At 70.1% G+C, this 26,513-nt stretch carries 22 protein-coding genes; 15 read left to right on the top strand and 7 right to left on the bottom strand.

Annotated elements, in window-relative coordinates; genetic code table 11:
- Window positions 1-88 precede the first annotated feature (88 nt).
- From OG223_RS32950 to hutH, 3 genes are all read left to right on the top strand, one after another.
- On the top strand, window positions 89-895 hold the full coding sequence (locus OG223_RS32950; protein WP_329256356.1) for an enoyl-CoA hydratase/isomerase family protein: 807 nt from the start codon (window positions 89-91) through the stop codon (window positions 893-895).
- A gap of 110 nt (window positions 896-1,005) precedes the next feature.
- Window positions 1,006-2,151: a GGDEF domain-containing protein gene (locus OG223_RS32955; RefSeq protein ID WP_329256358.1), complete on the top strand. Its 1,146-nt coding sequence runs from the start codon at window positions 1,006-1,008 to the stop codon at window positions 2,149-2,151.
- Between the two features lie 258 nt (window positions 2,152-2,409).
- Window positions 2,410-3,948 (top strand): histidine ammonia-lyase, encoded by a 1,539-nt coding sequence (gene hutH, locus OG223_RS32960; protein WP_329265604.1) that lies wholly within the window; start codon window positions 2,410-2,412, stop codon window positions 3,946-3,948.
- A 42-nt stretch (window positions 3,949-3,990) separates the two neighbouring features.
- Here the strand turns inward: hutH and OG223_RS32965 are convergent, their stop codons facing one another.
- Both OG223_RS32965 and OG223_RS32970 read right to left on the bottom strand, forming a co-directional pair.
- Window positions 3,991-4,806, bottom strand: a complete 816-nt coding sequence (locus OG223_RS32965) for a hypothetical protein (protein WP_329256360.1) — start codon at window positions 4,804-4,806, stop codon at window positions 3,991-3,993.
- Window positions 4,807-4,847: 41 nt separating this feature from the next.
- The gene (locus tag OG223_RS32970) at window positions 4,848-5,141 is read right to left on the bottom strand and encodes a hypothetical protein (protein ID WP_329265606.1); all 294 of its coding nucleotides are present in this window, start codon (window positions 5,139-5,141) and stop codon (window positions 4,848-4,850) included.
- Window positions 5,142-5,271: 130 nt separating this feature from the next.
- Between OG223_RS32970 and OG223_RS32975 the strand changes: the two genes are divergently transcribed.
- The 8 genes from OG223_RS32975 to OG223_RS33010 all read left to right on the top strand — a co-directional run bounded on the left by OG223_RS32975 (window position 5,272) and on the right by OG223_RS33010 (window position 15,637).
- Window positions 5,272-5,625 carry a hypothetical protein gene (locus OG223_RS32975; protein WP_329256361.1) on the top strand — a complete coding sequence of 118 codons (354 nt, stop codon included), beginning with the start codon at window positions 5,272-5,274 and terminating at the stop codon, window positions 5,623-5,625.
- Window positions 5,626-5,847: 222 nt separating this feature from the next.
- Window positions 5,848-7,098, top strand: a complete 1,251-nt coding sequence (locus tag OG223_RS32980; RefSeq protein WP_329256363.1) for a L,D-transpeptidase — start codon at window positions 5,848-5,850, stop codon at window positions 7,096-7,098.
- A 171-nt stretch (window positions 7,099-7,269) separates the two neighbouring features.
- The gene (locus OG223_RS32985; RefSeq protein ID WP_329256365.1) at window positions 7,270-7,875 is read left to right on the top strand and encodes an RNA polymerase sigma factor; all 606 of its coding nucleotides are present in this window, start codon (window positions 7,270-7,272) and stop codon (window positions 7,873-7,875) included.
- Entirely contained in the window at window positions 7,872-8,903 is a 1,032-nt protein-coding gene (locus tag OG223_RS32990) for a CU044_5270 family protein (protein ID WP_329256367.1), read from the top strand. Before OG223_RS32985 ends, OG223_RS32990 begins: the two co-directional genes overlap by 4 nt.
- 186 nt (window positions 8,904-9,089) lie before the next feature.
- Window positions 9,090-10,559: an ABC transporter permease gene (locus OG223_RS32995; RefSeq protein ID WP_329256369.1), complete on the top strand. Its 1,470-nt coding sequence runs from the start codon at window positions 9,090-9,092 to the stop codon at window positions 10,557-10,559.
- Between the two features lie 178 nt (window positions 10,560-10,737).
- Window positions 10,738-11,424, top strand: a complete 687-nt coding sequence (locus OG223_RS33000; protein WP_317886151.1) for an ABC transporter ATP-binding protein — start codon at window positions 10,738-10,740, stop codon at window positions 11,422-11,424.
- Window positions 11,425-11,650: 226 nt separating this feature from the next.
- Complete coding sequence (locus tag OG223_RS33005; RefSeq protein ID WP_329256373.1) at window positions 11,651-15,034, top strand: S8 family peptidase; 3,384 nt, start codon at window positions 11,651-11,653, stop codon at window positions 15,032-15,034.
- A 90-nt stretch (window positions 15,035-15,124) separates the two neighbouring features.
- Window positions 15,125-15,637 (top strand): hypothetical protein, encoded by a 513-nt coding sequence (locus OG223_RS33010; protein ID WP_329256375.1) that lies wholly within the window; start codon window positions 15,125-15,127, stop codon window positions 15,635-15,637.
- Window positions 15,638-15,680: 43 nt separating this feature from the next.
- Here OG223_RS33010 and OG223_RS33015 read toward each other — a convergent pair whose 3' ends face one another.
- On the bottom strand, window positions 15,681-16,613 hold the full coding sequence (locus OG223_RS33015) for a helix-turn-helix transcriptional regulator (RefSeq protein ID WP_329256377.1): 933 nt from the start codon (window positions 16,611-16,613) through the stop codon (window positions 15,681-15,683).
- Window positions 16,614-17,029: 416 nt separating this feature from the next.
- Between OG223_RS33015 and OG223_RS33020 the strand changes: the two genes are divergently transcribed.
- Both OG223_RS33020 and OG223_RS33025 read left to right on the top strand, forming a co-directional pair.
- A complete protein-coding gene (locus OG223_RS33020; RefSeq protein ID WP_329240994.1) occupies window positions 17,030-18,232 on the top strand; it encodes an IS110 family transposase in 1,203 nt (400 codons plus the stop codon).
- 40 nt (window positions 18,233-18,272) lie between these two features.
- Window positions 18,273-19,313, top strand: a complete 1,041-nt coding sequence (locus OG223_RS33025) for an NAD(P)-dependent alcohol dehydrogenase (protein WP_329256379.1) — start codon at window positions 18,273-18,275, stop codon at window positions 19,311-19,313.
- A gap of 221 nt (window positions 19,314-19,534) precedes the next feature.
- Here the strand turns inward: OG223_RS33025 and OG223_RS33030 are convergent, their stop codons facing one another.
- The 4 genes from OG223_RS33030 to OG223_RS33045 form a co-directional block, all read right to left on the bottom strand.
- Window positions 19,535-20,611, bottom strand: coding sequence for a FecCD family ABC transporter permease (locus OG223_RS33030; RefSeq protein WP_329256381.1), 1,077 nt, complete (start codon window positions 20,609-20,611; stop codon window positions 19,535-19,537).
- Window positions 20,608-21,597: a FecCD family ABC transporter permease gene (locus tag OG223_RS33035; protein WP_329256383.1), complete on the bottom strand. Its 990-nt coding sequence runs from the start codon at window positions 21,595-21,597 to the stop codon at window positions 20,608-20,610. The genes OG223_RS33030 and OG223_RS33035 overlap by 4 nt, the downstream gene beginning before the upstream one ends.
- 2 nt (window positions 21,598-21,599) lie before the next feature.
- Window positions 21,600-22,637 (bottom strand): iron-siderophore ABC transporter substrate-binding protein, encoded by a 1,038-nt coding sequence (locus OG223_RS33040; RefSeq protein WP_329256385.1) that lies wholly within the window; start codon window positions 22,635-22,637, stop codon window positions 21,600-21,602.
- 71 nt (window positions 22,638-22,708) lie between these two features.
- Complete coding sequence (locus OG223_RS33045; RefSeq protein ID WP_329256387.1) at window positions 22,709-23,671, bottom strand: AraC family transcriptional regulator; 963 nt, start codon at window positions 23,669-23,671, stop codon at window positions 22,709-22,711.
- A gap of 162 nt (window positions 23,672-23,833) precedes the next feature.
- Here OG223_RS33045 and OG223_RS33050 point away from each other — a divergent pair, with 162 nt between their 5' ends.
- A complete protein-coding gene (locus OG223_RS33050; RefSeq protein WP_329256389.1) occupies window positions 23,834-24,916 on the top strand; it encodes an aldo/keto reductase in 1,083 nt (360 codons plus the stop codon).
- Window positions 24,917-24,997: 81 nt separating this feature from the next.
- On the top strand, window positions 24,998-26,467 hold the full coding sequence (locus OG223_RS33055; RefSeq protein WP_329256391.1) for an amidase: 1,470 nt from the start codon (window positions 24,998-25,000) through the stop codon (window positions 26,465-26,467).
- Window positions 26,468-26,513: the final 46 nt, after the last annotated feature.

Below are 26,513 nucleotides of genomic sequence, written 5' to 3' on the forward strand. Positions count from 1 at the left end.
GGAGTTGGGCGGGATGTCACCCGAACGGGGAAGGCCCGTGCGATGATCGGGGCGAGTTCTGTTAACCCACGTTAACCAGGAGGCGGTCATGAGTGAGGAGCGGTTCGAGACGCGGTTCGGGGAGTTCGTGCTGGTGCGGCGGCACGGGTACGTCGCGGAGCTCGTCCTGGATCGGCCCAAGGTCATGAACGCCGTCTCCACGGCGATGGCGGGCTCGATCGCCACGGCTTGTGCGGCACTGGGGGCGGACCGGGACGTACGCGTGACCGTGGTGACGTCGTCGCACGAGCGGGCGTTCTGCGTCGGTGCGGACCTGAAGGAGCGCAACTCCCTCACGGACGCGGAACTCGTACGACAGCGCCCGCTCGCGCGTGCGGCGTACACGGGGGTCCTGGAGCTGCCCATGCCGACGATCGCCGCGGTCCACGGTTTCGCGCTGGGCGGTGGTTTCGAACTCGCCCTGTCCTGCGACCTGATCGTGGCGGACGGTACGGCCGTGGTGGGGCTGCCGGAGGTGTCGGTGGGGGTGATTCCGGGGGGTGGCGGTACGCAGTTGCTGCCCCGGCGGGTGGGTGCGGCCCGGGCGGCCGAACTGATCTTCACCGCGCGGCGGTTGGAGGCGGACGAGGCGGCTGGGCTGGGGCTGGTGGATGTCCTGGTGTCGGCCGGGCGGGATCGGGAGGAGGCGCTGGCGCTGGGCTCGCGGATCGCGGCGAATTCGCCCGTCGGGCTGCGGGCGGCCAAGCGGGCGTTGCGGGTGGGGTACGGGTTGGATCTGCGGGCCGGGCTCGAGGTCGAGGACGCGGCGTGGCGGGCGGTGGCGTTCTCGGGGGATCGGGCGGAGGGGGTGGCCGCGTTCAACGAGAAGCGGGCGCCGGAGTGGCCGGGGGAGTAGGGGGGGGGGGCGATACAGGACCACCCGCCAACGCGCCCAGCACCAGGCCCCCGACACCTGTTCGCCGCATCAATGTCCCGCTATGTCCCAAACCTCCCTAGCCTGGAGTGATGGGTGAGGACAGGCGGCTGGCGGCCGTGGTGGAGCTGGCGCAGGGGATGGCTGCGGCGCACACCCCGCGGGAGTCCTGGCGGGCTGCGGCGGTCGGCGCGTGCCGGGCGCTGGACGGGAGTTTCGCCGCGCTGTCCGTGTGGGAGCGGGAGCTGGGCCGGCTGCGGGTCCTGGTGAACGTGGGGGAGCGGGCGGCGGGCGAGGAGGAGTTCCCGGACGGCGAGACCTATCCGGTGCACCAGTTCCCTGAGATCACCGAGTTCCTGCACGAGCGGTGGGCCGGCGGCGGTGAACCCAACGCCTGGGTCGAGACCGCCGAGGGGCCGGCCGCGGGCAGCCCCGGGTACTGCCACCAGCGTGTGGCGGCGCTACGGCGCCGGAGGCGCGGATGTTGTGTGGTCGCCCCGATCGTGCTGCACGGGCGGGCCTGGGGTGAGCTGTATGTGGCGCGGCCGGTCGGTGCGCCTGTGTTCGACCGGGGGGACGCTGATTTCGCGACGGTCCTCGCTTCTGTGGTGGCGGCCGGGATCGCTCAGACCGAGCGGCTGGAGGAGGCGCGGCGGCTTGCCTTCACGGACGCGCTCACCGGGCTCGCCAACCGTCGAGCGGTTGATGTGCGGCTCGACGAGGCTGTCGAGCGGCACCGGCGTGACGGGGTCGTGGTCAGCCTCGTCGTGTGCGACCTCAACGGGCTCAAGCGCGTCAACGACACCCGGGGGCACGCGGTCGGGGACCGGCTGCTCGAACGCTTCGGCTCGGTGCTGTCGCTGTGCGGGGCGATGCTGCCGGGTGCGCTCGCCGCGCGGCTCGGCGGGGACGAGTTCTGTCTGCTCGCGGTCGGGCCGCCCGCCGACGAGGTGGTCGACGCGGCGACCGAACTGTGCCGCAGGGCATCCGAGTTGGAGCTGGGCGAAGGCGTCGCGTGCGGGGTCGCGTCCACCGAGGACCCGATCGGGGCGGTGCGGTCCGGCCGGCGGCTGTTCCGGCTCGCGGACGCGGCCCAGTACCGGGCGAAGGCGCTCCGGGCGGACCGGCCGGTCGTCGCCGGGCGCGACGGGCCGGACGATCCGGTGGTGCGGCTTGCCGACTCCCCTACGCCGGAGATGCCTGCCGAGCGGCGGCGGTTCCGGGGGCGGCGGGCGTGACGCCTGCGGTTCGTGGTGGGTCGGCGACGTGTCGGGGGGTATCCGTCCTCGGAACGGCGCGGAATCGGTCTCTCGAGAAAGGGGCCTCGCTGACGCGCCAACCGCTGCGGGCGGACACCCCCCGACACGTCGCCTTGGCGCCGTACCCGGCCGGCGGTCCGCTCGGCTCGCCGATTCCGGTGACCTATCTGTAAGGGTCTCAGTGGGTGCCCGGTAGTGACACTGCTGCATTCAATGCGTACGCTCCTGAATATGGATATGCACACTGTGGTGGTGGGGACGTCCGGGGTCACCGCGTCCGACGTTCTTGCCGTGGCGCGTGGGGGCGCCCGGATCGAGCTTTCGGGCGAGGCCCTCGCGGCGCTCGCCGCGGCGCGGGAGATCGTGGACGCGCTGGCCGCCAAGCCGGAGCCCGTCTATGGCGTGAGCACCGGGTTCGGGGCCTTGGCGTCGCGGCACATCAGCCCGGAACTGCGGGCCCAGTTGCAGCGCAACATCGTTCGTTCGCACGCCGCCGGGATGGGGCCGCGGGTGGAGCGGGAGGTCGTGCGGGCCTTGATGTTCCTGCGGCTCAAGACCGTCTGCTCGGGGCACACCGGTGTGCGGCCCGAGGTCGCGCAGACCATGGCCGATGTGCTGAACGCCGGGATCACGCCCGTTGTGCACGAGTACGGCTCCCTCGGGTGCTCCGGTGACCTTGCTCCGCTCTCCCACTGCGCGCTCACGCTGATGGGCGAGGGGGACGCGGAAGGTCCGGACGGGGGCGTGCGGCCCGCCGGTGAGCTGTTGGCGGAGGCCGGGATCGCGCCTGTCGAGCTGCGCGAGAAGGAGGGCCTCGCCCTTCTCAACGGCACCGACGGCATGCTCGGCATGCTGGTCATGGCCCTCGCCGACCTCGACATGCTCTACAAGTCCGCCGACGTCACCGCGGCGCTGAGTCTGGAAGCCCTGCTCGGCACCGACAAGGTGCTCGCGCCCGAGCTGCACGCCATCCGCCCGCACCCCGGGCAGGGTGCCAGCGCCGCCAACATGCTTGCCGTGCTTGCCGGTTCGGAACTCACCGGGCATCACCAGGACGGCGCGCCCCGGGTCCAGGACGCGTACTCGGTGCGGTGTGCTCCGCAGGTCGCCGGCGCCGGGCGGGACACCATCGCGCACGCCCGCCTTGTCGCGGAGCGGGAGTTGGCGTCGGCCGTCGACAACCCCGTTGTGCTGCCCGACGGTCGGGTCGAGTCCAACGGCAACTTCCATGGCGCGCCCGTGGCTTACGTCCTCGACTTCCTCGCCATCGCTGTTGCCGACCTCGGTTCGATCGCCGAGCGCCGTACCGACCGGCTGCTCGACAAGAACCGCTCGCACGGACTGCCGCCGTTCCTCGCGGACGACGCCGGTGTCGACTCCGGGCTGATGATCGCCCAGTACACGCAGGCCGCGCTGGTCAGTGAGATGAAGCGGCTCGCCGTGCCTGCCTCCGCCGACTCGATTCCGTCCTCCGCGATGCAGGAGGATCATGTCTCCATGGGATGGTCGGCCGCGCGCAAGCTGCGTACCGCCGTCGACAACCTCACCCGGATCATCGCCGTCGAGCTGTACGCGGCCACGCGTGCGGTGGAGTTGCGCGAGGGGCTGGCCCCGGCGCCTGCCTCCCGCGCGGTCATCGATGCCGTACGGGCGGCGGGAGTTGAGGGTCCGGGGCCGGATCGGTTCCTGTCTCCCGACCTCGCCGCGGCGGACGCCTTCGTGCGCGGCGGGCATGTCGTCGAGGCCGTGGAGAAGGTCACCGGGCCTTTGCGGTAGGGCAGTTGGGGCCCGGTCGTGGCAACGGCCGGGCCCCGTACGTCACTTCAGCTTGGCGGACTGGGCGTCGATCACGACGGATGGGATGGCGTAAGCCTTCTGCGACATCAGGGCGCCGAGGTTGACCGTGTAGTACGTGACGAGCGTGCTGCCGTGCCGGACCACCTCGGTGTGCACGGTGCCCGTCTTGCCGCCGGTGTCCTCCATCACGGCGCTCGCGCCGAACGCCACCGACTCGTCACCGGTGTGCGAGGCCCTCTCGGTCGTGATCGCGGTGTACTTCGTGCCGTCGGAGTCCGGGACGAGGGTGAAGCCGCCGGAGCAGCTCTTGACCGCGTCGGAGATGGTCTTGAACGTCTTCTCGGCGCCGTCGCCGTCGTACGAGGACAGCCCGACGACGGTGGTCGTACGGTCCAGCGCGGAACCGAACGCGTCGTCGAACTCCTCCTCGGTCATGTCCTCCACGGACTTGGACGGGGTGGCGGACGTCTTCTTCGCCTCGGTGACCAGCTTGTTCGTGGCCGCGGCCGCGTCGCCCGGCGCCTGCCCGGCCATCGCCCAGGCCAGCGGGCGGCACTGCGCCTTGTCGACGGTGACGGCGCTCTTGGTCGCGGGGTACGTCTTGCCGAGCGACCCGACCTCGTAGCCGACGACATCGCCCTTCGCGATGGCCAGCTTCGTCAACTCGGCGGCGCTGAGCGCCTTCGCGGAGTTCCTGGAGGTGTCTTCGGCGTTGCTCTTGCCGTCGTTGCTCTTGGCGTCGTCCGAACCGCCGTCGGAGCAGCCGGTGATGAGGGCCAGCGACAGTGCGCCCACCGCGACGGTGACGCACAGCCGTATGCCCGATGATCTCTTCATGAGCGGACTATGAAGCTTGAGTCAAAGTAACGTCAAGCAAGTTAAAAGCCGAGCCGTTCCCGTCGTACCGAATACGCCACGAAACCGGCGCCGAGGCCGAGGAACACCGTGCCGCCGATGATGTACGGAGTGGTGTCCGGGCTGCCGGTGTCGGCGAGTTGGGTGGTGTCGGAGTAGGTGGTGACGGCCGTCGACGTCACCCGTGCCTGCTGGGTGACCTGGGAAGTCGGGGTCGCCGAAGTCTCCACTCTGGCCTGGTCGGTCACCGTCGCGTTCGCGGAGGGGACGAACCAGAGAGCACCCAGCAGGGTGCCCGCGGCGGTGGCGGTCAGCATCGTTCGGCGAGCGGTTGACACGGAATATCGATCCCCTTGTGGCGCTGGCGAATTGGCCGTGTGGAGCGATGCTAATGAACTGTGCGGGTCGCGGGAAAGTCACGGGAGCTGTGGGCCGTACGCTCCCGCCATGAGCACTCCAGAGACATCACGTTTTGTACGCCTTCGTGTCGAACTCGTTCTTGAAGTGGAGAACGAGGACGCCGTGACCAAGGCCGCGTTGGCCAAGATCGCCGACGATCCGGAACTGCCCGGCGACGAGCGCGGGCACGCCGAGACCGCTGTGACGGAAGACACCGCCGAGGCGCTCGCTTATCTCGTGGACCCGTTCGACCTGGTAGGCGAGATGCCCGGGGTCGAACTGGCCCAGGCCTCGTGGAGCAGTGAGGAGATCGACTACGACCCGGATTCGCCGGATTGGGATCTCGACGAGGATGATGTCGACGGCGATGAGGAAGCGGACGGGGTGGCAGTGGTCGGCTGAGCCGTGCTGGGGAGAACGTGACCCCGGGCGGCAACCGCTGCCCGGGGTTTCTTCGTGGACGTGGTGTGGACCACACATGCGCACCAAGCGGAACGGTACGCACCAGTCGTAGCGTTGGTTTCTTAAGAATTTGTTTAACGGGGACTGCGCAGGACTTACGTACGAGGCCAACGGGGTCACTCGGGGTTTTCAGGTTTTTCGGCAACGATGGAGAAGCGTGTGATGACGGACAGTAAGCGGCGCAAGGGTCTTGTGGCCGCGTCCGCACTGCTCGGCGGTGTGCTCGTGCTCACGGCGTGTTCCGGCAGCGACGACAAGTCGTCCGGGAGCGACTCGAGCCAGAGTTCACAGTCCAAGGCCGACGAGGCGGCGGCGAAGAAGTCCTCCGAGGCCCAGATCAAGATCACACCGGCGGACGGTTCGGACAACGCCTCCATCAACAACTCGGCCACCGTCACCGTCAGCAAGGGCACGCTCACGGCCGTGACGATGACGACCGGGGACGGCAAGGCCGTCGCGGGCACCATCTCCGCCGACAAACTGAGCTGGAAGCCGAGCGCACAGCTCGACCGTTCCACCACGTACAAGGTCGCGGCCACGGCGAAGGACTCCGCCGGGCTCGCCGCCCACGAGAACGCCTCGTTCACCACGGTCTCCCCGGCCAACAGCTTCATAGGGAACTTCACGCCCGAGGACGGCTCCACGGTCGGCGTCGGCATGCCGGTCTCGATCAACTTCAACAAGGCGATCACCAACAAGGCCGCCGTCCAGAAGGGCGTCACGGTCACCTCCACCAGCGGCCAGGAAGTCGTCTGCCACTGGTTCAACACCCAGCGCATGGACTGCCGCCCCGACGAGTACTGGAAGGAGAACTCCACCGTCACGCTGAAGCTCGCGCTCGACGGCGTCGAGGGCGCCTCCGGGGTCTACGGCGTGCAGCAGAAGACGGTCACCTTCCACATCGGCCGCAACCAGGTCTCGTACGTCGACGCGAAGACCAAGCAGATGAAGGTCGAGCAGGACGGCAAGGTCGTCAAGACCATCCCGATCTCGGCCGGTTCCCCCGAGAACACCACGTACAACGGCCAGATGGTCATGTCCGAGAAGTTCGTCCAGACCCGCATGAACGGTGCGACGGTCGGTTTCACGGATGACGACGGCAAGGGCGAGTACGACATCAAGGACGTCCCCCACGCCATCCGCCTCACCAGCTCCGGCACGTTCATCCACGGCAACTACTGGGGCTCGCCCTCGGTCTTCGGCAGCGTCAACACCAGCCACGGCTGCGTCGGCCTCCAGGACGTGAAGGGCGCGGGCGACAAGAACATGCCGGCGGCCTGGTTCTACAACAACTCGATCGTGGGTGACGTCGTCGTCATCTCCAACACGGGTGACAAGACGGTGTCCCCGGACAACGGCCTCAACGGCTGGAACATGGACTGGGCCCAGTGGAAGGCGGGGTCGGCGGTCTGACCCGACTCGCCGACGCCGGTCAACTTCGGTTCGCTTGAAGGCGGTTGCCCCTGGCCGGGGGCAACCGCCTTTTCGTTGCCCTGCCCGCAGGTGACACAGGCCACAGGAACTCCGCCCGCCTCGTGGAGAGAAGAGGGTGTGGAAGAGGGTGCGAAGGACTCAGAGAACGAGGTGCGTCGTCGTGTGCGCGAGGGGGACCGTGCGGCGTTCGCGGAGCTGTACGAGGAGTTCGCCCGGGCCGTGTACAACCACGGGGTGCGCCTGACCGGCGACTGGTCGACAGCCGAAGAGGTCATGTCCGAGACGTTTCTCGCCGCGTGGAGGACGCGCACGCGGGTGCGGGAGGACGGCGGGTCCCTGCTGCCCTGGCTGCTGGGCATCGCCACCCACAAGGCGGACAACGCCCGGCGGAGCCTGCGCCGGCGCCAGTCGTTCCTGGCGCGTCAGCCCCGGCCGCCGAGCGTGGAGGACTTCGCGCCCGAGCTGGCCGGACGCATCGACGACGCGGCCCGCCTGCGTGCCGTTCAGGTCGCCCTGGACCGGCTCAGACGTCAGGAGCGGGAGGTGCTGGCCCTGTGCGTGTGGTCGGGCCTGGACTACCGGCAGACGGCCGAGGCGCTGGGCATCGCGGTCGGGACCGTACGGTCCCGGCTCTCGCGGGCCCGCAAGAAGCTCGCCCGGCTCGCGGAGGAGAACCTGGAACCGGGCGCCGCCCGCGGAGAGATGACAAGTGCGGCCGCGATCGCGGCCCTGCCCGTGCGGGAGGAGCTCACATGAACGACAGGACCACCTCCGATTCCCGGGAGTGGCGCGGCGACCGCGAGGAGATCGCCCGTCTGCTGCCGATCCCGGCCGACCGGGACGTCCCGCACGAGCAGCACCTCCGTCACAAGGATCTGCTGATGCACACCATCGACCGCGACCGGGCCGACCAGGCCGTACGTACCCGGCCCGCCCGTCGGCTGCTGCGGCCCGCGCTGCTGGCGCCGGCCACCGCGCTGGCCCTGGCCTGCGCGCTGACCGCGGGAATCGCCCTGACCGACAGCCGCGACAAGGGGTCGCACGGCGCGGCCTCGGACATGCGGCCCGCCGCGGCCCTCCTCGACCGGATCTCCGCCGCCGCCGGGGAACACCCCGCCCTCACCGTGCGGGACGACCAGTTCGTCTACACCAAGGAGAAGACCCGCGGCGCCGACGTGACCACAGGGAAGGCCGTCCTCGGCCCGCTGACTGACCGTGAGGTGTGGTCCGCCCAGGAGCCGGGGCGGCTGCTCAAGCTCGGGCTCGTCCGGGAAGACGGTGAGACCTTCCCCGTCAACGCCGAACTCGGCGACACCCACGGCACGGCGGCCGGCATCAACCGCCCCACCTACCGCTGGCTCAGCTCCCTCCCCACCGACCCCGACGAACTGCTGACCTACCTGTACGCGAAGACCCCGTTCGCCACCGGACGCGAGCGCGACCAGGCGGTGTTCGAGCAGATCGGCTCGCTGCTCGGCGGGCTGATGCCGCCCCGCACCGCCGCCGCCCTCTACCGGGCCGCCGCGAAGATCCCCGGCGTCACCCCGGCCCCGAAGGCCCGCGACGCCATCGGCCGCCAGGGCCTGGGCATCGCCCGTGACGACACCCGTTACGGCGTCAGGACCGAGTGGGTCTTCGACACGAAGGACTACGCCTTCCTCGGCTCCCGCAGCTACCTGACCAGGGACGGCTCCTACGGAAAGGCCGGCACCCTGCTGTCCAGCAACGCCGAATTGGACCACGCGGTGGTCGACAAGGCCGGTGAGGCGCCCGCGGCCGGGTGACGGACGCGTACGTGAAGGGGCGGGCCCGGCACTTTCACCGGGCCCGCCCCTTCACACGTCGGACCCAGCGGCGAACCCTCTTTGACAGCCCCGCACATGGCCATTCTTTGCCCACGGACAGCCTTCTCATCGTTCTCTTATGTCGGCCTTATGGCATCATCACGCGCTGTACCTAGCTTGCGGGCCATGTTCTTCACCTACCTGAGGCGCGAGTTGCGCCGCCGCAGAAAAGCGGCCCTCGTCGTCGCCTCCGGCCTCGCCCTGGGCATCGCGCTGGTCATCGTGGTCAACTCCGTGTCCTCCGGCATGGGGAAGGCCCAGGACAAGGTCCTCCAGTCGCTGTACGGACTCGGTACGGACATGACCGTCACCAAGGCGGCCACGCCCACCGCCAGCGGCTCGCAGCAGCCGCGGTTCCAGTTCGACGCCAACAACAACGGCGACAGCACGACGCAGAGCAGTGACCGCGTCATGGTCCAGGGCTTCACCACCCTGGCCTCCACCACCGTCACCAAGGTGGCCGGGCAGAAGGGTGTATCCGACGCCGTCGGCGGGCTCAGCCTCAACGTCGTCAAGGTCGATGGCCAGTTCACCCGCGGCCAGTTCCAGCAGAACCAGGGGAGCGGCACCGAAGGTGGCGGCAACCGCGGCGGCGGCACCGGCGCGCCGCAGGGCGAAGTCACCGGTGGCGGCGCCAACTTCAACATCAACTCGTACTCGGTGTACGGCACGGACGTCACCAAGCCCGCGCTCGGCCCGCTGACCTCCTCGAAGATCACCAGCGGCCGTACCTTCACCACCGCCGAGACCAACTCCAAGGTCGTCGTCGCCGACTCGGCGTACGCCAAGGAGAAGAAGCTCAAGGTCGGCTCGACCGTCACCATCAAGAGCGTCAAGTACAAGGTCATCGGCATCGCCACCGCGACCAGCGGTGACGCCGCGGCCAACCTGTACATCCCGCTGACGCAGGCGCAGACCCTGAGCGGTGACAAGAACAAGGTCACCACGATCTACGTCAAGGCGACCGACTCCAAGCAGATCTCGGCCGTCAAGAAGACCATCACGAGCAATGTCTCCGGTACGACGGTCACCACGTCCGCCGACCTGGCCGACACCGTCTCCGGGTCCCTGTCCACCGCCTCCTCCCTCGCCACCAGCGTCGGCAAGTGGCTGTCCATCGCGGTCCTGATCGCCGCGTTCCTGGTCGCCGGTCTGCTCACCTCCTCGGCGGTCTCCCGCCGGGTGCGCGAGTTCGGCACGCTGAAGGCGCTGGGCTGGAAGTCCGGCCGGGTGACCCGGCAGGTGGTCGGCGAGGCCGTCGTCAACGGTCTGGTCGGCGGCGTCCTCGGTATCGCGCTCGGCCTGGCGGGCGCGTACGTCGTGACCGCGATCAGCCCGACCCTGTCGGCCTCCCTCGGCAACACGGCCGCCGGTGGCGCCCGGGCGGGCGGCGGACCCGGCGGTGGCGGCGGCTTCGGCGGTGGCCGGCAGGCCGCGGCCAAGACGCTCGACGTCGCCCTCACCGCACCCGTCAACGCCACCACCATCGCCCTCGCGGTCGGCCTCGCCGTGGCCGGCGGCCTGATCGCCGGAGCCTTCGGCGGCTGGCGAGCGTCGCGACTCCGTCCGGCGGACGCCCTGCGCAGAGTCGAGTAGCCGGCACCTGGTCAACAGCGGTAACTGCAGCGCCCCTTCAGGGGCGCGTGGCTGTGTCAATGTGCGGCTCCGCCGCGTGAGCGCGACCAGCCACGACGGCGCTGCAGACGAAAACGGCGCAACGGGGCCCGTCCCACCGACGGGCCCCAACCCCCTTTACTTCTCCAGGAGTTGCACCATGTACGAACTCAGAGGCGTCACCAAGCTCTACTCACGCGGCAAAGAGACCGTCCACGCCCTCGACGGCATCGACCTGACCATCGGCGACGGCGACCGCCTGGTCATCCAAGGGCCGACCGGCGGCGGCAAGTCCACCCTGCTCCAGATGATCGGCGCCCTGGACCGCCCCACCGCAGGCGAAATCGTCCTGGACGGCGTCGACTTGGCGAAACTCTCCGAGGCCAAGCTCACCAAGGTCCGCAGCGAGAACATCGGCTTCGTGTTCCAGTCCTTCAACCTGATCCCGACGCTCACCGCACAGGAGAACGTCGAGACCGCCCTCGTACCGCTGGGCCTGAAGGCGAAGATCCGGCGTGAACGGGCCGCCGAGGCGCTGGTCTCGGTCGGCCTGGGTGAGCGGGCCAACCACCTCCCCGGCGAGATGTCCGGAGGACAGCAGCAGCGTGTCGCCATCGCCCGCGCGCTGGTCAAGCAGCCCAAGGTGCTGCTCGCCGACGAGCCGACCGGCAACCTCGACGAGTCGATGCGCGACGAGATCATGGACGTACTGGAGCGCATGTGGAAGGAGCACGGGCTGACCTTCATCATGGTCACCCACGACTCCGCCATCGCGAAGAAGGCACCGCGTCTCGCCACCATCCGCAAGGGCAAGATCACGGTGAAGGAGAACGCGGCGTCCAAGTAACTCGGTTGCCGCGCAAGGGAGTTCGGTGGGTGGGACGGCTCTGTACCGGAGTTCTCGCGGGAAGCACCCGACGACTGCGTAACGGAGTTCGCGCGGCCGCGTAACATTCCGCGGCCGCGCTTTCTTACCCTCCTCTCATCTATTGAGCGGGTGATCGCCCCTCGGCATACTGCGTATTCCGGGGGTGATCACGTACGGCCGTGCGGGCAATCCCCCGGCCGGGTGAATGGGGAATTCGCCCGGTACTTCAGCTCCAGGGGGAGTCTTGCACAGACACGTCAGAAGAGCGTGCGTGGCCACCGTGGCCGCGTCCGCCGCCGTCGCTCTCGCCGCGGGTATGACCAGCCCGGCGTCGGCGAAGTCCGAACAGAGCACGGCCGGTTCCGTGGGGAGCGCGGCCGGTGCCGCGAAGGCCCGGCTCGCGGGCAGCCACCACATCACCCTGATCACCGGCGACCGCGTCACCGTCGACGCCAAGGGCCGGGTCCTGGCCTTCCAGGCGGCAAAGGGCCGTCAGCACATACCCGTTCAGGTGCGAAAGCTCGACGGGCACACGCTGGTCGTACCCGCTGACGCGGCCCAACTCGTCGCGTCCGGCAAGCTCGACCAGCGGCTCTTCGACGTCACCGAGCTCAACAAGTCCGCGGAGCGCGCCTCCCAGAAGGCCGGCCTGAAGGTCATCGTCGGCTATCAGGGCGCCGCCACCGCCACCAAGGCCGACGTCCGGGACGCGGGCAGGCTGCGCCAGTCCCTGAAGACGCTGAACGCCGACGCCGTGCAGACCCCGCAGGAGGACGCGCCCGAGCTGTGGAAGGCCGTCACCAACGGCGACAAGTCGGCCGCCGGTATCGCGCACGTCTGGCTCGACGGCGTCCGCAAGGCCAGCCTCGACAAGTCCGTGCCGCAGATCGGCGCCCCGACGGCGTGGGCGGCCGGCTACACGGGCAAGGGCGTCAAGATCGCCGTACTGGACACGGGAGTCGACGCCGACCACCCGGACCTGAAGACGCAGGTCATCGAGTCCAAGAACTTCTCCACGGCCACCGACGCGGACGACCACTTCGGGCACGGCACGCATGTCGCGTCCATCGCGGCGGGCACCGGCGCGAAGTCGAACGGCAAGTACAAGGGTGTCGCGCCCGACGCGAAGATCCTCAACGGCAAGGTCCTCGACGACAACGGCTCCGGTGACGACTCCGGCATCCTCGCCGGCATGGAGTGGGCGGCGGCCGAGGGCGCCTCCGTCGTCAACCTCAGCCTCGGCGGCTACGACTCCCCGGAGATCGACCCGCTCGAAGCCGAGGTCAACAAGCTCTCCGCCGAGAAGGGCATTCTCTTCGCCATCGCGGCCGGCAACGAGGGCCCGCAGTCCATCGGTTCGCCCGGCAGCGCGGACGCGGCCCTCACTGTCGGCGCCGTCGACGGCAGCGACAAGCTGGCCGACTTCTCCTCCACCGGCCCGCGCGCCGGCGACGGCGCCATCAAGCCGGACGTCACCGCGCCCGGCGTCGACATCACCGCGGCCGCCGCGCCCGGCAGCGTCATCGACCAGGAGGTCGGCGAGAACCCGCCCGGCTACCTGACCATTTCGGGTACGTCGATGGCGACCCCGCATGTCGCGGGCGCCGCCGCGATCCTCAAGCAGGAGCACCCCACGTGGGGTTACGCCGAGCTGAAGGGCGCGCTGACCGGCTCCGCGAAGGGCGGCAACTACACGCCGTTCGAGCAGGGTTCGGGCCGTATCGCCGTCGACAAGGCCATCAAGCAGAGCGTGATCGCCGACCCGGTCTCGGAGAGCTTCGGCATCCAGCAGTGGCCGCACACCGACGACGCCCCGGTCACCAAGCAGATCACCTACCGCAACCTCGGTACCGCGCCCGTCACCCTCAAGCTGACCGTGGCCGCCACCAACCCCAGGGGCCAGACGGCTCCTTCGGGCTTCTTCAAGCTCGACAAGACCTCGGTGACCGTCCCGGCCGGCGGCACCGCCTCGGCCGGTCTGACCGTCAACACCAAGCTGGGCGGCACCCTCGACGGCGCCTACTCCGCGTACGTGACGGCGACGGGCGGCGGGCAGAGCGTCCGTACGGCCGCGGCCGTGGTGCGCGAAGTGCAGTCGTACGACCTCACGTTGAAGTTCATCAACCGTGACGGCACCCCGGCCAAGTACTACTCCGCCTCGCTGGCGGGCCTGTCCGGCCTCGGCAACGGGGAGTTCTTCAGCCCCTACGACGCCTCGGGCACCGTCAAGATCCGTGTCCCCAAGGGCGGTTACGTCCTCGACACCGGGATCTTCGTGGACCCGGAGGACTTCGCCAAGGGCGCCGACTGGCTCGCCCAGCCCAAGCTGGACATCAGCAAGAACACCTCGATCACCGTCGACGCCCGCAAGGCCAAGCCGGTCGACATCACGGTCCCGGACACCGGTGCCGTGTCCTCCTTCGCGGCACCGACCTACACGGTCGAGACCTCCGACGGGGGCGCCTCCTTCAGTTGGTTCCTGGACACGTTCGTCAACTTCCGCTCCGCGCACCTCGGTCCGCAGATCACCGACGGTTCGCTCTCCGAGCAGTGGGACGCGCACTTCGTCAAGGGCACCGACCAGCAGTACGACACCACGACCGGCGGCAAGGTCAAGCAGCTCGCCACCGGCTACACCAAGCACTACAAGGCGAGTGAACTCGCCACGGTGAAGGGCCGCATGGGCGCCGCGGCGAGCGGCAAGACCGGTCTGCTGTTCGCCTTCGGCTATCTGTCCGGCGGCTCCGGCGCCACCGCCACCGCCCGCGCGCAGCAGCTCCCCGGCACCCGCACGCTGCACGTCTCCACCGTCAACGGCGCCAAGTGGGAGCTGGACTTCGAGCAGGACGGCGCACCCGACGCGGACGGCTTCCCGACCGCGGAGGCCTTCTACGTCTCGAACGGCCTGCAGACCTTCAAGGGCGGCCAGAGCTACACCAGGACCTTCAACACGGCGGTCTTCGGCCCGCACCTCGACGACGTCTACGGCGTGTACCGCGACGGCAACGAGATCTCCGGAATAGTGCCGCTGTTCGCCGACTCCTCGCGGAACGCGGGCTCGTCGCTGTTCACCTCGGTCAACACGACCCTGTACCGCAACGGCACCAAGGTGGGCTCCAACCAGGACCCGCTGTTCGGGGAGGCGTTCAAGGTCCCGGCCGCCAACGCCTCGTACAAGCTGACCACTTCGGTGATCCGCAGCGTCAAGGTCGCCGCCGCCTCCACCCGGATCGACGCGAGCTGGACGTTCTCCTCGAAGAAGCCGGCCGGGTCCGACCTGGCCAAACTCCCCGTCTCCACGGCCCGGTTCAACGCGGTCACCGGCCTGGACAGCCGCGTCGCGGCCGGCAAGAAGGTCACCTTCCCGGTCACCGTCGAGGGCGCGGCAGCCGGCCGCAACCTCAAGTCCCTGGGCGTGTGGGTGTCGTACGACTACGGCCAGACCTGGAAGAAGGTCAACGTCGTCAACGGCAAGATCACCGTCACCAACCCGGCCAAGGGCAAGGCCATCTCGTTCCACGCGAAGATCGCCGACAAGAAGGGCAACAAGTCGACGATCTCGATCTACAACGCGTACTACGCCAAGTAGGTCCTGAGACACGCAGGTTCTGAGCTCCACTGAGCGGACGGCCCACCGGAAGTACGGCTTCCGGTGGGCCGTCCGTGTTTCCCTGATCCCATGACCGCCGCCGTCACCGCCATGATCACCGCCGTCGTCGGGGTGCTCGGAACGCTCTTCGCGCCCGTCCTCAGCCAGCGGATCACCGCCCGGCAGCGTGCCGAGGAGGCCCAACTCGCCGAGCGCGAGCGGCGGTTCGAGGAGCGGCGGGACGCCTACACGGCCATGAACCGCGCCTCACGGCAGTTCCACACGCTGCTCAAGGACGCCCTGCACCGCATCCGCGACGAGGTCTACACCGAGCTGGAGCGCGACCAGTTGGAGGAGGCGCGCCTGGACTACCGGGACCGGTACGCCGAGGCGCAGATGGTCGTACCCGAGCGGATCCTGGACGCGTCCCGCGCGGTGAACCAGGTTCTCGCGGGCGCCGACGCCGTCGTGAAGCGCCTGGACCGCGGCCTCGCCCGGGACGGCGAGGGCCCCGAGGAAGCCCTGCTCGACCTGAAGGAGGCCGAGCCACGGCTGGCCGCGATGCGGCGGCTGATGCGGGCGGACCTGGGCGTCACGGAGTGAGACCGGACGACAGAGTTAGATCGGACGACAGAGTGAGACCGGACTACGGAGTGAGATCGGGGCGGTCGGCCGAGCGGCCCGCGCGGGTCGCGTCCGTGCCCCAGCTCGCCAGCAGGCGCAGGGCGTCGGCGGACGGGGAGCCGGGCTCCGGGTGGTAGGCGACCAGGGTCTGATCGGAGCCGTCGCTCAGCCTGAAGCCCTCGAAGTGCAGGGTGAGATCGCCGACCAGGGGATGGTGGAGACGCTTGACGCCGTAGGACTTCTCCTTGACGTCGTGGGTCGCCCACAGGCGCCTGAACTCCTCGCTCTTCACGGAGAGTTCGCCCACCAGCGCGGACAGCCGCGGGTCGTCCGGGCAGAAGCCCGCGTCCATCCGCAGCATGCTGACGATGTCCGTGGCCTTCTGCTCCCACTCCACGAACAGATCCCGGTACTCGGGCCGCAGGAACACCAGCCGCGCCCAGTTCCGCTCCTGCGGCGGCAGTTCCGACCAGTCGCCGAAGACCGCCGCGGCCATCCGGTTCCAGACCAGGATGTCCGTGCGCCGGCCGCAGACGTACGCCGGGATCGTCTCGATCGAGTCGAGCAGGTGCCGTAGCGCCACGCGCACGTGCTGGGTGGGGGCCGAGGTCTTCTTCTTGTGCTGCTTCGGCTTCGCCAGGTGGGTGAGGTGCGAGGACTCGGCGTCCGTCAGGCGCAGCGCGCGGGCGATCGCGTCGAGGACCTCCGCCGACACGTTCCGCCCGTTGCCCTGTTCCAGGCGGGTGTAGTACGCCACCGACACCCCGGCGAGCTGCGCCAGCTCCTCGCGCCGCAGCCCGGGCACCCTGCGGTGCCGCCCGAAGTCCGGCAGCCCCACGTCCTCCGGCTTCAGCCGGGCCCGCCGGGTGCGCAGGAACTCGCTCAGCTCGGCCCGCCGGTCCAGGGGCCGGCCGGGATCCAGGGGCTCGGGGGCGGATGCGGGCTGTTCGTCCATGTGCTCCAGTATTCCCGGTCGTACGTCCAGGAGCCTGACCTCGCTGGTGGTAGGCACAGCGGACGTACGCAGAGGCGTGGCCTGGGTAGCCACAGGACTTTCGGGCAGGCTGGACCTCGTGCCCGGTCGGAAGGCAACCGGGCGCACATCCCCCCGTTATCTTCTTCGCGGTTCCGCAATGGGACCGCTGGCCTCCGGGCCCGGCATGGCTGTTCCCCCCTGTCGAACCGATGACCTGGGGGGTGGTGCCACCGGGCCCGGGAGGCGCCGTTGGAGACGCTGATGAGAGGTCCGACTACCGCCCGGCCTGGCGCAATGCCCGGCAGTACGCGGGCGGCAGGTCTGCATAACGTGGATGCGCGCATACGACGCCAACGCCCCGGCCAGCACGCACGACATCCGTTCGGGAGGACGGCGTGAACGACAACGACGACATAGGCGTCATCCTCGGCCTGGACGTCGGCAAGAGCACCCATCACGGACACGGACTCACCCCGGCCGGCAAGAAGGTCTTCGACAAACCCCTGCCCAACACCGAGCCGAAACTGCGGGACGTCTTCGAGAAGCTGAAGGCCAAGTTCGGCACCGTCCTGGTGATCGTCGACCAGCCCGCCTCCATCGGCGCCCTGCCACTGACGGTGGCCCGGGATGCCGGCTGCAAGGTCGCCTACCTGCCGGGCCTGTCGATGCGGCGGATCGCCGATCTCTACCCGGGCGAGGCCAAAACCGACGCCCGCGACGCGGCCGTGATCGCCGACGCCGCCCGCACCCTGCCGCACACACTGCGCTCGCTGGAGGCGACCGACGAGATCACCGCCGAACTCACGGTCCTCGTCGGCTTCGACCAGGATCTGGCGGCCGAGGCCACCCGCACCTCCAACCGGATCCGCGGCCTGCTCACCCAGTTCCACCCCAGCCTCGAGCGGGTCCTGGGACCGCGTCTGGACCATCAGGCTGTGACCTGGCTGCTGGAACGCTACGGATCCCCTGCCGCTCTGCGAAAAGCCGGACGCCGCAAGCTGGTTGAGGTGATCCGGCCCAAGGCCCCCAGGATGGCCCAGCGGCTGATCGACGACGTCTTCGACGCACTCGACGAACAGACCGTCGTCGTTCCCGGCACCGGCACCCTCGACATCGTGATCCCCTCCCTGGCCCGCTCGCTCGGAGCCGTCCACGAACAACGCCGGGCCACAGAAGCCCAGATCACAGTCCTGCTGGAGGATCACCCTCTTTCGAAGGTCCTGACGTCGCTGCCCGGCGTCGGCGTCAGGACCGCCGCCACCCTGCTGGTCACCGTCGGCGACGGCACCAGTTTCCCCACCTCCGCCCACCTGGCCTCCTACGCCGGCCTCGCCCCGACCACGACGTCGTCGGGCACCTCCATCCACGGCGAACACGCGCCACGAGGCGGCAACCGGCAACTCAAACGCGCGATGTTCCTCTCCGCGTTCGCCGCCCTGCACGATCCCGCCTCCCGCACCTACTACGACAAATGCCGGGCCCGAGGGAAAACCCACACACAAGCCCTCCTCCGCCTCGCCCGCCAACGCATCAACGTCCTGTTCGCGATGCTCCGCGACGGCACCTTCTACGAACCCAGAACCCCACGCCTCGCTTGACGAAAGACATAGAGGCACCCCCCCTAGGAGAGTTTCCGGCATGACCACTGTCGCCGCATACGCCGCTCCCGCCGCCAAGGCTCCCCTGGAGCGCACCACGATCGAGCGCCGGGCCGTCCGCGAGTTCGACGTCCTGATCGACATCAAGTTCGCCGGTATCTGCCACTCGGACATCCACCAGGCCCGTGAGGGCTGGGGCGAGGCCATCTTCCCGATGGTCCCGGGCCACGAGATCGCGGGCATCGTCTCCGAGGTCGGCCCCGGTGTCACCAAGTTCCGGGTCGGCGACCGCGTGGGCGTCGGCTGCCTGGTCGACTCCTGCCGCGAGTGCGACAACTGCAAGGCCGGCCTGGAGCAGTACTGCACCGGCGGGAACGTCGGCACGTACAACGCCGTCGGCAAGGACGGCGAGCCCACCTACGGCGGCTACTCCGAGAACATCGTCGTCGACGAGAACTTCGTCGTCGGCATCCCCGAGGGCATCTCCCTCGACGTGGCCGCACCGCTGCTCTGCGCCGGCATCACCCTGTACTCGCCGCTGAAGCACTGGAACGCCGGCCCCGGCAAGAAGGTCGCGATCGTCGGCATGGGCGGCCTCGGCCACATGGGCGTCAAGATCGCGCACGCGCTCGGTGCGGAGGTCACCGTCCTGTCGCAGTCCCTGCGCAAGCAGGAGGACGGCCTGAAGCTCGGCGCCGACCACTACTACGCGACCAGCGACCCGAAGACCTTCGAGGAACTGCGCGGCACCCTCGACCTGATCATCTCCACCGTGTCGGCCCCGCTCGACCTCGGCGCGTACCTCTCGCTGCTGAAGACGGACGGCGCGCTGGTCAACGTGGGTGCCCCCGAGGAGCCCGTCTCGCTCAACCTGTTCTCGGTGATCGGCGGCCGCAAGACCCTCGCCGGTTCCGGCATCGGCGGCATCCAGGAGACCCAGGAGATGCTGGACTTCTGCGCCGAGCACGGCTTCGGCGCCGAGATCGAGCTGATCTCCGCGGATCAGATCAACGAGGCGTACGAGCGGGTGCTGGCCAGTGATGTGCGGTACCGGTTCGTGATCGACACGGCCACGATCTGACGGCGTCGCTTCAGCCGGGTCCCGGAGCCGCACTGTTCCGGGACCCGGTGCGTTCCGGTGCGTTGTCGAGTGCGGGTGCGTCGTGGTTGCTCGCGCAGTTCCCCGCGCCCCTAAAGGTCGGACCAGCACAGTCGCTTTTAGGGGCGCGGGGCTGTATCGATATGCGGCTCCGCCGCGTGGGCGCGACCAGCCCCCACCGGCCCGCAGCCGCCGACGAACCCTCAGCCCCCCGCCCTGTTCCGCCCCAACAGCCACAGCAGATACGGCCCCCCGACCAACGAGGTGAGCGCCCCCACCGGCACCTCCAGCGGGGGCAACACCGTGCGGGCAGCGAGGTCGGCCGTCACAAGAATCACCGCACCCGTCAACGCCGAGCAGACCAGCGGCAGTTGAGGCGTACGGGTGAGCCGCCGGGCCAACTGCGGGGCGGTCAGCGCGACGAACCCGATCGGCCCGGCCGCCCCGGTCGCCGTCGCGGCCAGCACCACCCCGAGCACGGTCAGCGCGAGCCGCGTCCGGTCCACCCGCATCCCGAGCGAGGCGGCGGTGTCGGCATCGAGCCCGAGCGGCCGCACGGCCCGGCTCGCCCACACCAACGCGGGCAGCGACAGCAGCAGGACGACGGCGAGCGGCCCCGCCTGCTCCCAGCCCCGCCCGTTGAGCGAACCGGTCAGCCACAGCTTGACCTGCTCGGCGGCCTCCAGCTCGCTGTCCGCGAGATACAACTGCACCACGGCCGACAGCGCGACCCCGATGCCGACTCCCGTCAGCACGAACCGACTTGGCTGCATCCCGTGCCGCCACGCCAGCACATACACGAGCGCGGCGGCCGCGAGCCCGCCCACGACGGACACGACGGGCATGGCACCGGGCGAGTTGACCATCCCGGCGGACAGCGCGAGCACGGTCGCGGCGGCGGCGCCGTGCCCGACCCCGATCACATCCGGACTGGCGAGCGGATTCCGGGTGACGGTCTGCACCAGCGCCCCGGCGAGCCCGAGGGCCACCCCGACCAGCGCCCCCAACACGATCCGGGGAACCCGCAGTTCCATCACGACGAGGTCGTAGGGCCCCGCACCGGTACGCACCGTGTGCCACACGTCGGCGGGCGAGATGTAGGTCTGCCCGAGACAGGCGGCGGCGCTCATCGCAACGGCCAGCAGGAGCAGGAGAGTTACGGCCACGACGGCCGAACGGCGGTGCAGGAGAAGGGAGATGGCGGGGCGGGGGCGCAGGACGGTGACACCGGCGGGGCGGAAGGCCCGGGCGGCCCGGTCGTGCTCTGCCGCGTCGTTCATACGGCGGTCCCCCGGCGCCGCACCAGCACCACCAGCACCGGCACCCCCACCAACGCGGTCATCACCCCGGCCGGTACCTCCGCGGGCGCCCGCACCACCCGCCCCGCCACATCCGCCGCGACCAGCAGCGCGGCGCCGAGCAGCGCGGACAGGGGCAGCAGGCTGCGGTGCCCGCCGGAGGTGAGACGCCGGGCCAGGTGCGGGACGGCCAGCCCGACGAACGCGATCGGTCCGGCGGCGGCCACCGCGGACGCCACCAGCAGGGTCGCCCCGAGCGCCGCACACACCCGCACGGCCCCCACCCGATGCCCCAGCGCCCGCGCCGTCTCGTCCCCTAGGGCCAGTGCGTCGAGCCCTCGCGCACAGGCGAGCACCAACAGCGCCCCGGCCACCAGGAACGGCAGCATCTCCACGACCGTGTCGGCGTCCCGGCCGCTCAGCGAGCCGACCTGCCAGAACCGGAACTGGTCCAGCGTCGCCGAGCTGGAGGTCAGCACGACGGTCGTCCCACCGGCGGTCATCGCGGACAACGCCGTACCGGCGAGGGCGAGTTTCACCGGTGAGGCCCCGCCCCGGCCGCGCGCGGCGATGCCGTAGACGAGACAGGCGGCGAGGACGGCGCCGGCGAAGGCGTACCAGACGTAGCCGCCGAAACCGCTCGCGAGGCCGGTCGCGATGGCGAGGACGACGCCGGCCGCCGCGCCCTGGCTGAGGCCGAGGATGCCCGGATCGGCGAGCGGGTTGCGGGTGACGGCCTGGAGTGCGGCGCCCGCCACACCGAGCGCCGCGCCCGCCGTCAGCCCGATCTCGGTGCGGGGCAGCCGCAGCGACCGTACGACGAGCGCGTCGGGTGAACTGCCGCCGTGCAGAAGGGCGTCGAGCACCGCGGACGGGGGGACCGGCCGGGTGCCGACGGCGAGGCTGAGCAGCACGGCGGCGGCCACCGCGAGGGTGGCCGCCGGCCAGGCGAGGCGTTGGGGGTTCATCTCTACTTGCTGATGTCCTCGGCGAGTTGGAGGACGACCAGGCGCGCGGCGGTCGGGCCCGCGTTGAGGTACCAGGGGTCGTCGTCCACCTTCACCGCGTGCCCGGTCCTGACCGCCGACATCGACTTCCACAGCGGTCCGGCCAGCACTCCCCCAGAGGGGGTACCCCCAGCCGCGTCGGTCTTGTCGGCGTCGCCCTGCACGGAGTAGAAGATCCAGTCACCGTCGGCCTTGTCGATGCTCTCTGCGCCGATGTCCTCCGAAATCGCCTTGAACTGCTGGGACTTGGGCCGGTCGAGGCCCATGTCGACGGCGATGGAACCGGTGAAGGAGGAGACGCCGAACATCCGGGTCCGGCCGGGCGTGAACCGCAGCATCGACACCGAGGTCTTCGACAGCGCCTCGCCCTTCTCGTGCGCGTCCTCGACGATCCCGTCGAGCAGCTCCTGCGCCTGCTCGCCCTTGCCGATCGCGTCGCCGACGAGGAGGAGGTCGCGCTTCCAGTTGATGCCGTTGCCCGCGGTGATGACGGTCGGCGCGATCTTCGACAGCTTGGGGTAGAGGTCGCCGAGCGAGTCGTTGGCGAGGATCAGGTCGGGCTTGGCGGCGGCGAGCGTCTCCAGGTTGGGCGCCTGGCGCGTGCCCGCGTCCGTCATCGCGGCGAGCTTCGCCTTGTCGGCGGGGAAGGCGTCCGCGAGGTAGTCGGGCACGAGTCCGGCGTTGTCGGCGCGGGTGGTGGCCGTCGGGACGGTGCCGAGGGTGAGCAGGTCGTCGAGCTGTCCGGTGCTCAGCACGGCGATCTTCGTGGGCTTCGCCTTGATCGTCGTCCTGCCCTCGAAGTGCGTGACGGTACGCGGGAAGGTCCCGTCGGTGTCGGTGTCCGACCCCATCCCGGTCTCCAGGGTGCTCGGCGCGGCGGCCGGCCCCTCCGAGGCACCGATCACCTTGTTCTGCTGCCCGTCACCCGCCTTCTCGGCATCGTTGTCGGACGACGACGAGCACCCGGCCAGCAACCCCCCGACGACGGTCACGGCGGCCACCGCCGTGACAGCCTTCCTCTTGAACGCGCGCACTGTCACTGTCTCTCCGATCAAAACTGGCCAGGTAAGGCTTACCTTAACTTGCCGTCGGAGTGGGTGGAGCGGGGGGTTCCGCCGGGCCGGCGCCCCGCATCGGCCCCGCCCCGCAGCCGTACCGCGTCCTGCCCCGGCGGCCTGCCGAAGGCACGGCGGTATTCGCGGCTGAACTGCGACGCGCTGTCGTAACCGACCGCGAAACCGATGTCGGCGACATCCTCCGCGCTGCTCATCAGCAGCAGCCGGGCCTCCTGGAGGCGGATCCGCTTCTGGTACTGGATCGGGGTCAGCGCGGTCACCGCGCGGAAGTGCCGGTGGAAGGGGGAGGCGCTCATTCCGGCGAGCCGGGCCAGGTCGTCGACGCGCAGGGTTTCCGTGTGGTGGTCGCGGATCCAGTGAATCGCCCTGCTGATATGGGTGAGTTGACTGTCGGCCAGCCCGATCTGCCGTACCAGCGCGCCCTGTTCACCGGTGATCAGCCGCCACAGGATCTCCTTCTCGATCAACGGCCCGAGCACCCGCGCGTCGCCGGGCCGGTCGAGCAGCCGTAGCAAACGCACGGCCGCGTCGAGGAGTTCGGCGGGCGCGTCGCACACGGCGAGGCCGTGCGGGGCCGAGCGGCGGGGGAGGGGGAGTGTGCCGGAGTCCGCGTCGAGGAGCAGTGCGGCGATCTTCGCGGGTTCGAGGGCCAGCCCGCAGGCGAGGAAGGGGGCCTGTGGGGTGGCGTGCGTGTAGTGGCCGCCGACCGGCAGGTCCACCGAGACGACCAGGTACTGCCCGGCCCCGTAGTCGTGGACACGGTCGCCCAGGATCAGGCGCTTCGAGCCCTGCGCGACGATCGCCAGCACCGGGCGCGCGAGGCTCGCGCTCGGCGCCTCCGGCCGGTCGGCCCGGGTCAGCATCAGACCCTCGACGGCGAGGGGCGTGCGGGGCGCGTGCCGGTCGATCAGGGCGCGGAGTTCGGTCAGAAGCGCGGGTTCGGATGAGGGCGGGGACACGTTCGATCCAAGCACCGGGACGGGCCGCCCGCAACCGTCCGTCCGTACGGCAGATCGACAGGATCGTGCAAGCGGGCGGTGGGATCGCTCTAACAAGTTCCCTGGTCAGAGTGGTGTCCTTGAGGAGTCGGTTTTCCATCCACCTCCCCTCAGGAGCATTTCATGGCACTCGACTCGTACGTCGGTCTCGGCCGCAGCGGCCTCAAGGTGAGCCCCTTCTGCCTCGGCGCGATGAACTTCGGCGAGGACGGCGGCTTCGGCTGCGGCGTCGAGGAGTCGGAGCGGATCCTCCGGACCTACCTCGACCGCGGCGGCAACTTCGTCGACACCGCGAACTTCTACACGAACGGCCACTCGGAGGCCATCCTCGGCGACTTCCTCGCCGCCCACCCCGGCCTGCGCGACCGACTGGTCCTGGCCACCAAGTTCTACGGCAACCTCCACCTCGGCGACCCCAACGGCGGCGGCGCGAGCCGCAAGGCGATCATCGGCCAGTTGGAGGACTCGCTGCGCCGCCTCCGCACCGACTACATCGACCTGTACTGGCTGCACAACCACGACCGCTCCACCCCGGTCGAGGAGACCCTGCGCACCCTGGACGACCTGGTGACGGCGGGCAAGATCCGCTACGTCGGGTTCTCCGACACCCCGGCCTGGTTCACCGCCAAGGCCCACACGACGGCACTGCTGCGCGACTGGAGCCCGGTCACCGCACTCCAGTTGGAGTACTCGCTCCTGGAACGCACCATCGAGGGCGAGTTGATCCCGCTGGCCCGGGACGCCGGGATGGGCGTCCTGCCCTGGAGCCCCCTCAAGAGCGGCTTCCTGTCCGGGAAATACACGCGTGACCACTCAACTCCCGCCGACACCAGGCGCTCTGCGGTCCTCGGCGCCCCAACTGACGCCCAGTTCACGGTGATCGACGCGCTCGCCGAGGTCGCGGAGCAGGCGGGCGCGACCTCCGCCGCCGTAGCCCTGTCCTGGGTACAGTCCCGCCCCGGCATCACCTCCACCCTCATCGGCCCCCGCACCCTGGCCCATCTCGAAGCCAACCTCGCGGCCCTGGACCTGCGCCTCACCCCGGCCCAGACGGCCACGCTCGACGAGGTGTCCACGCCCACCCTCAACTTCCCCCACGACCTCAACCGGCAGGTGGGCGACATGCTCAAGTACGCGGGGGCGACGGTGGACGGGGTGGCCAGTGCGGTGTATCCGCCGTTGGCGGCGAGTGCGGCGCGGTATTGAGGCCGGGCTGTCAGGGGGTGCAACTCCGTTGCGCGAAACGGCATTTCATGGCCTCCGCGGGTGGTCGGTACGGTCGGATCCATGGAGCTCACGGAGCGGAATCCGCAGAATTTTCCGACGGCCGGGGAACTCGCCGCCGCCCTGCGCGCCGGTGAGGTGACCTCGGCGGAACTGACCGACGAGGCGATCACCCGTATCGAGCGGCACGACAAGGCGATCAACGCGATCTGCGTACCGGACTTCGACCGCGCACGGGCCGCCGCGCTCGCCGCCGACCGGGCCCGCGCCCGCGGCGAGGACCGGCCGCTGCTCGGCATCCCGGTCACGGTCAAGGAGTCGTACGACATCGCGGGGCTGCCCACGACCTGGGGCATGCCGCAGCACCGCGGTCATGTGCCGGCCGAGGACGCGGTGCAGGTGGCACGGCTCAAGGACGCCGGCGCGGTGGTGCTCGGCAAGACCAATGTGCCGTTGGGGCTGCAGGACGTGCAGAGCTTCAACGAGATCTACGGCACCACCAACAACCCCTGGGATCACGGTCGTACGCCGGGGGGCTCCTCCGGCGGATCGGCGGCGGCCCTGGCGTCCGGGTTCGGCGCGCTGTCCATCGGGTCCGACATCGGCGGTTCGCTGCGCACCCCCGCGCACTTCTGCGGGGTCTACGCGCACAAACCGACGCTCGGGCTGGCGGCGAGCCGCGGCATGGTCCCGCCGACCGCGCCGGCGTTCCCGGCCGAACTCGATCTCGCCGTCGTCGGCCCGATGGCCCGCACGGCCCGCGACCTCACGCTCCTGCTCGACGTCATGGCCGGCCCTGACCCGCTGACCTTCGGTGTGGCGTACGACGTGACGCTGCCGCCCGCGCGCCACGAGCGGCTCCGCGACTTCCGGGTCCTGGTCATCGAGGACCATCCGTTCCTGCCGACCGGGTCCGCGGTGCGGGCGGGCGTGAACCGGGTGGCCGACGCGCTCACCGACGGCGGGGCCCACGTCGAACGGCACACGCCACTCCTGCCCGACCTGACCGAAGCCGCGCTGGTCTACACACGGTTGCTGTTCTCCGGCGCCGCCGCACGCCTTCCCGTCGAGGTGTACGAGCAGGTGCGCACCCACGCCGCCGGACTGGGCGCGGACGACCGGAGTCTCGAAGCGGCACGGCTGCGCGCCATGGTGTCGAGCCACCGCGACTGGATCGAGGCGAACGACCGTCGCGAGCTGCACCGTCACGGCTGGCGGCAGCTCTTCGGCGCGTACGACGCCGTGGTGTGTCCGGTGACGCCCACTCCCGCGTTCCCGCACGACCACCACCCCGACTCGATGACACGCCGGCTCGACATCGACGGCGTGGCACATCCGTACCTCGACCAGCTCGTGTGGGCCGGCCTGGCCACCATGCCCGGCCTGCCCGCCACCGCCGTACCGGCGGGCCACTCACCCGAGGAGCTCCCGGTGGGGGTGCAGATCGTCGGCCCGATGTTCGAGGACCGCACTCCGCTGCGGCTCGCCGAACTGCTGGAGGAGAGGATGGGTGGTTTTCGGGCGCCGGTGTAGGGCGTACCGGGGACCGGAGGACCGGGAGGAGCAGGTCGGTCGCGGA

This window comes from Streptomyces sp. NBC_01478 (genome assembly GCF_036227225.1).
Lineage (GTDB): Bacteria > Actinomycetota > Actinomycetes > Streptomycetales > Streptomycetaceae > Streptomyces.

What these genes read in the sequence shown, in the direction of transcription:
- OG223_RS32950 (WP_329256356.1), top strand. Translation starts at nt 89, where the DNA reads ATGAGTGAGGAGCGGTTCGAGACGCGGTTCGGGGAGTTCGTGCTGGTG.
- OG223_RS32955 (WP_329256358.1), top strand. Translation starts at nt 1,006, where the DNA reads ATGGGTGAGGACAGGCGGCTGGCGGCCGTGGTGGAGCTGGCGCAGGGG.
- hutH (WP_329265604.1), top strand. Translation starts at nt 2,410, where the DNA reads ATGCACACTGTGGTGGTGGGGACGTCCGGGGTCACCGCGTCCGACGTT.
- OG223_RS32965 (WP_329256360.1), bottom strand. Translation starts at nt 4,806, where the DNA reads ATGAAGAGATCATCGGGCATACGGCTGTGCGTCACCGTCGCGGTGGGC.
- OG223_RS32970 (WP_329265606.1), bottom strand. Translation starts at nt 5,141, where the DNA reads ATGCTGACCGCCACCGCCGCGGGCACCCTGCTGGGTGCTCTCTGGTTC.
- OG223_RS32975 (WP_329256361.1), top strand. Translation starts at nt 5,272, where the DNA reads ATGAGCACTCCAGAGACATCACGTTTTGTACGCCTTCGTGTCGAACTC.
- OG223_RS32980 (WP_329256363.1), top strand. Translation starts at nt 5,848, where the DNA reads ATGACGGACAGTAAGCGGCGCAAGGGTCTTGTGGCCGCGTCCGCACTG.
- OG223_RS32990 (WP_329256367.1), top strand. Translation starts at nt 7,872, where the DNA reads ATGAACGACAGGACCACCTCCGATTCCCGGGAGTGGCGCGGCGACCGC.
- OG223_RS32995 (WP_329256369.1), top strand. Translation starts at nt 9,090, where the DNA reads ATGTTCTTCACCTACCTGAGGCGCGAGTTGCGCCGCCGCAGAAAAGCG.
- OG223_RS33000 (WP_317886151.1), top strand. Translation starts at nt 10,738, where the DNA reads ATGTACGAACTCAGAGGCGTCACCAAGCTCTACTCACGCGGCAAAGAG.
- OG223_RS33005 (WP_329256373.1), top strand. Translation starts at nt 11,651, where the DNA reads ATGGGGAATTCGCCCGGTACTTCAGCTCCAGGGGGAGTCTTGCACAGA.
- OG223_RS33010 (WP_329256375.1), top strand. Translation starts at nt 15,125, where the DNA reads ATGACCGCCGCCGTCACCGCCATGATCACCGCCGTCGTCGGGGTGCTC.
- OG223_RS33015 (WP_329256377.1), bottom strand. Translation starts at nt 16,613, where the DNA reads ATGGACGAACAGCCCGCATCCGCCCCCGAGCCCCTGGATCCCGGCCGG.
- OG223_RS33025 (WP_329256379.1), top strand. Translation starts at nt 18,273, where the DNA reads ATGACCACTGTCGCCGCATACGCCGCTCCCGCCGCCAAGGCTCCCCTG.
- OG223_RS33030 (WP_329256381.1), bottom strand. Translation starts at nt 20,611, where the DNA reads ATGAACGACGCGGCAGAGCACGACCGGGCCGCCCGGGCCTTCCGCCCC.
- OG223_RS33035 (WP_329256383.1), bottom strand. Translation starts at nt 21,597, where the DNA reads ATGAACCCCCAACGCCTCGCCTGGCCGGCGGCCACCCTCGCGGTGGCC.
- OG223_RS33050 (WP_329256389.1), top strand. Translation starts at nt 23,834, where the DNA reads ATGGCACTCGACTCGTACGTCGGTCTCGGCCGCAGCGGCCTCAAGGTG.
- OG223_RS33055 (WP_329256391.1), top strand. Translation starts at nt 24,998, where the DNA reads ATGGAGCTCACGGAGCGGAATCCGCAGAATTTTCCGACGGCCGGGGAA.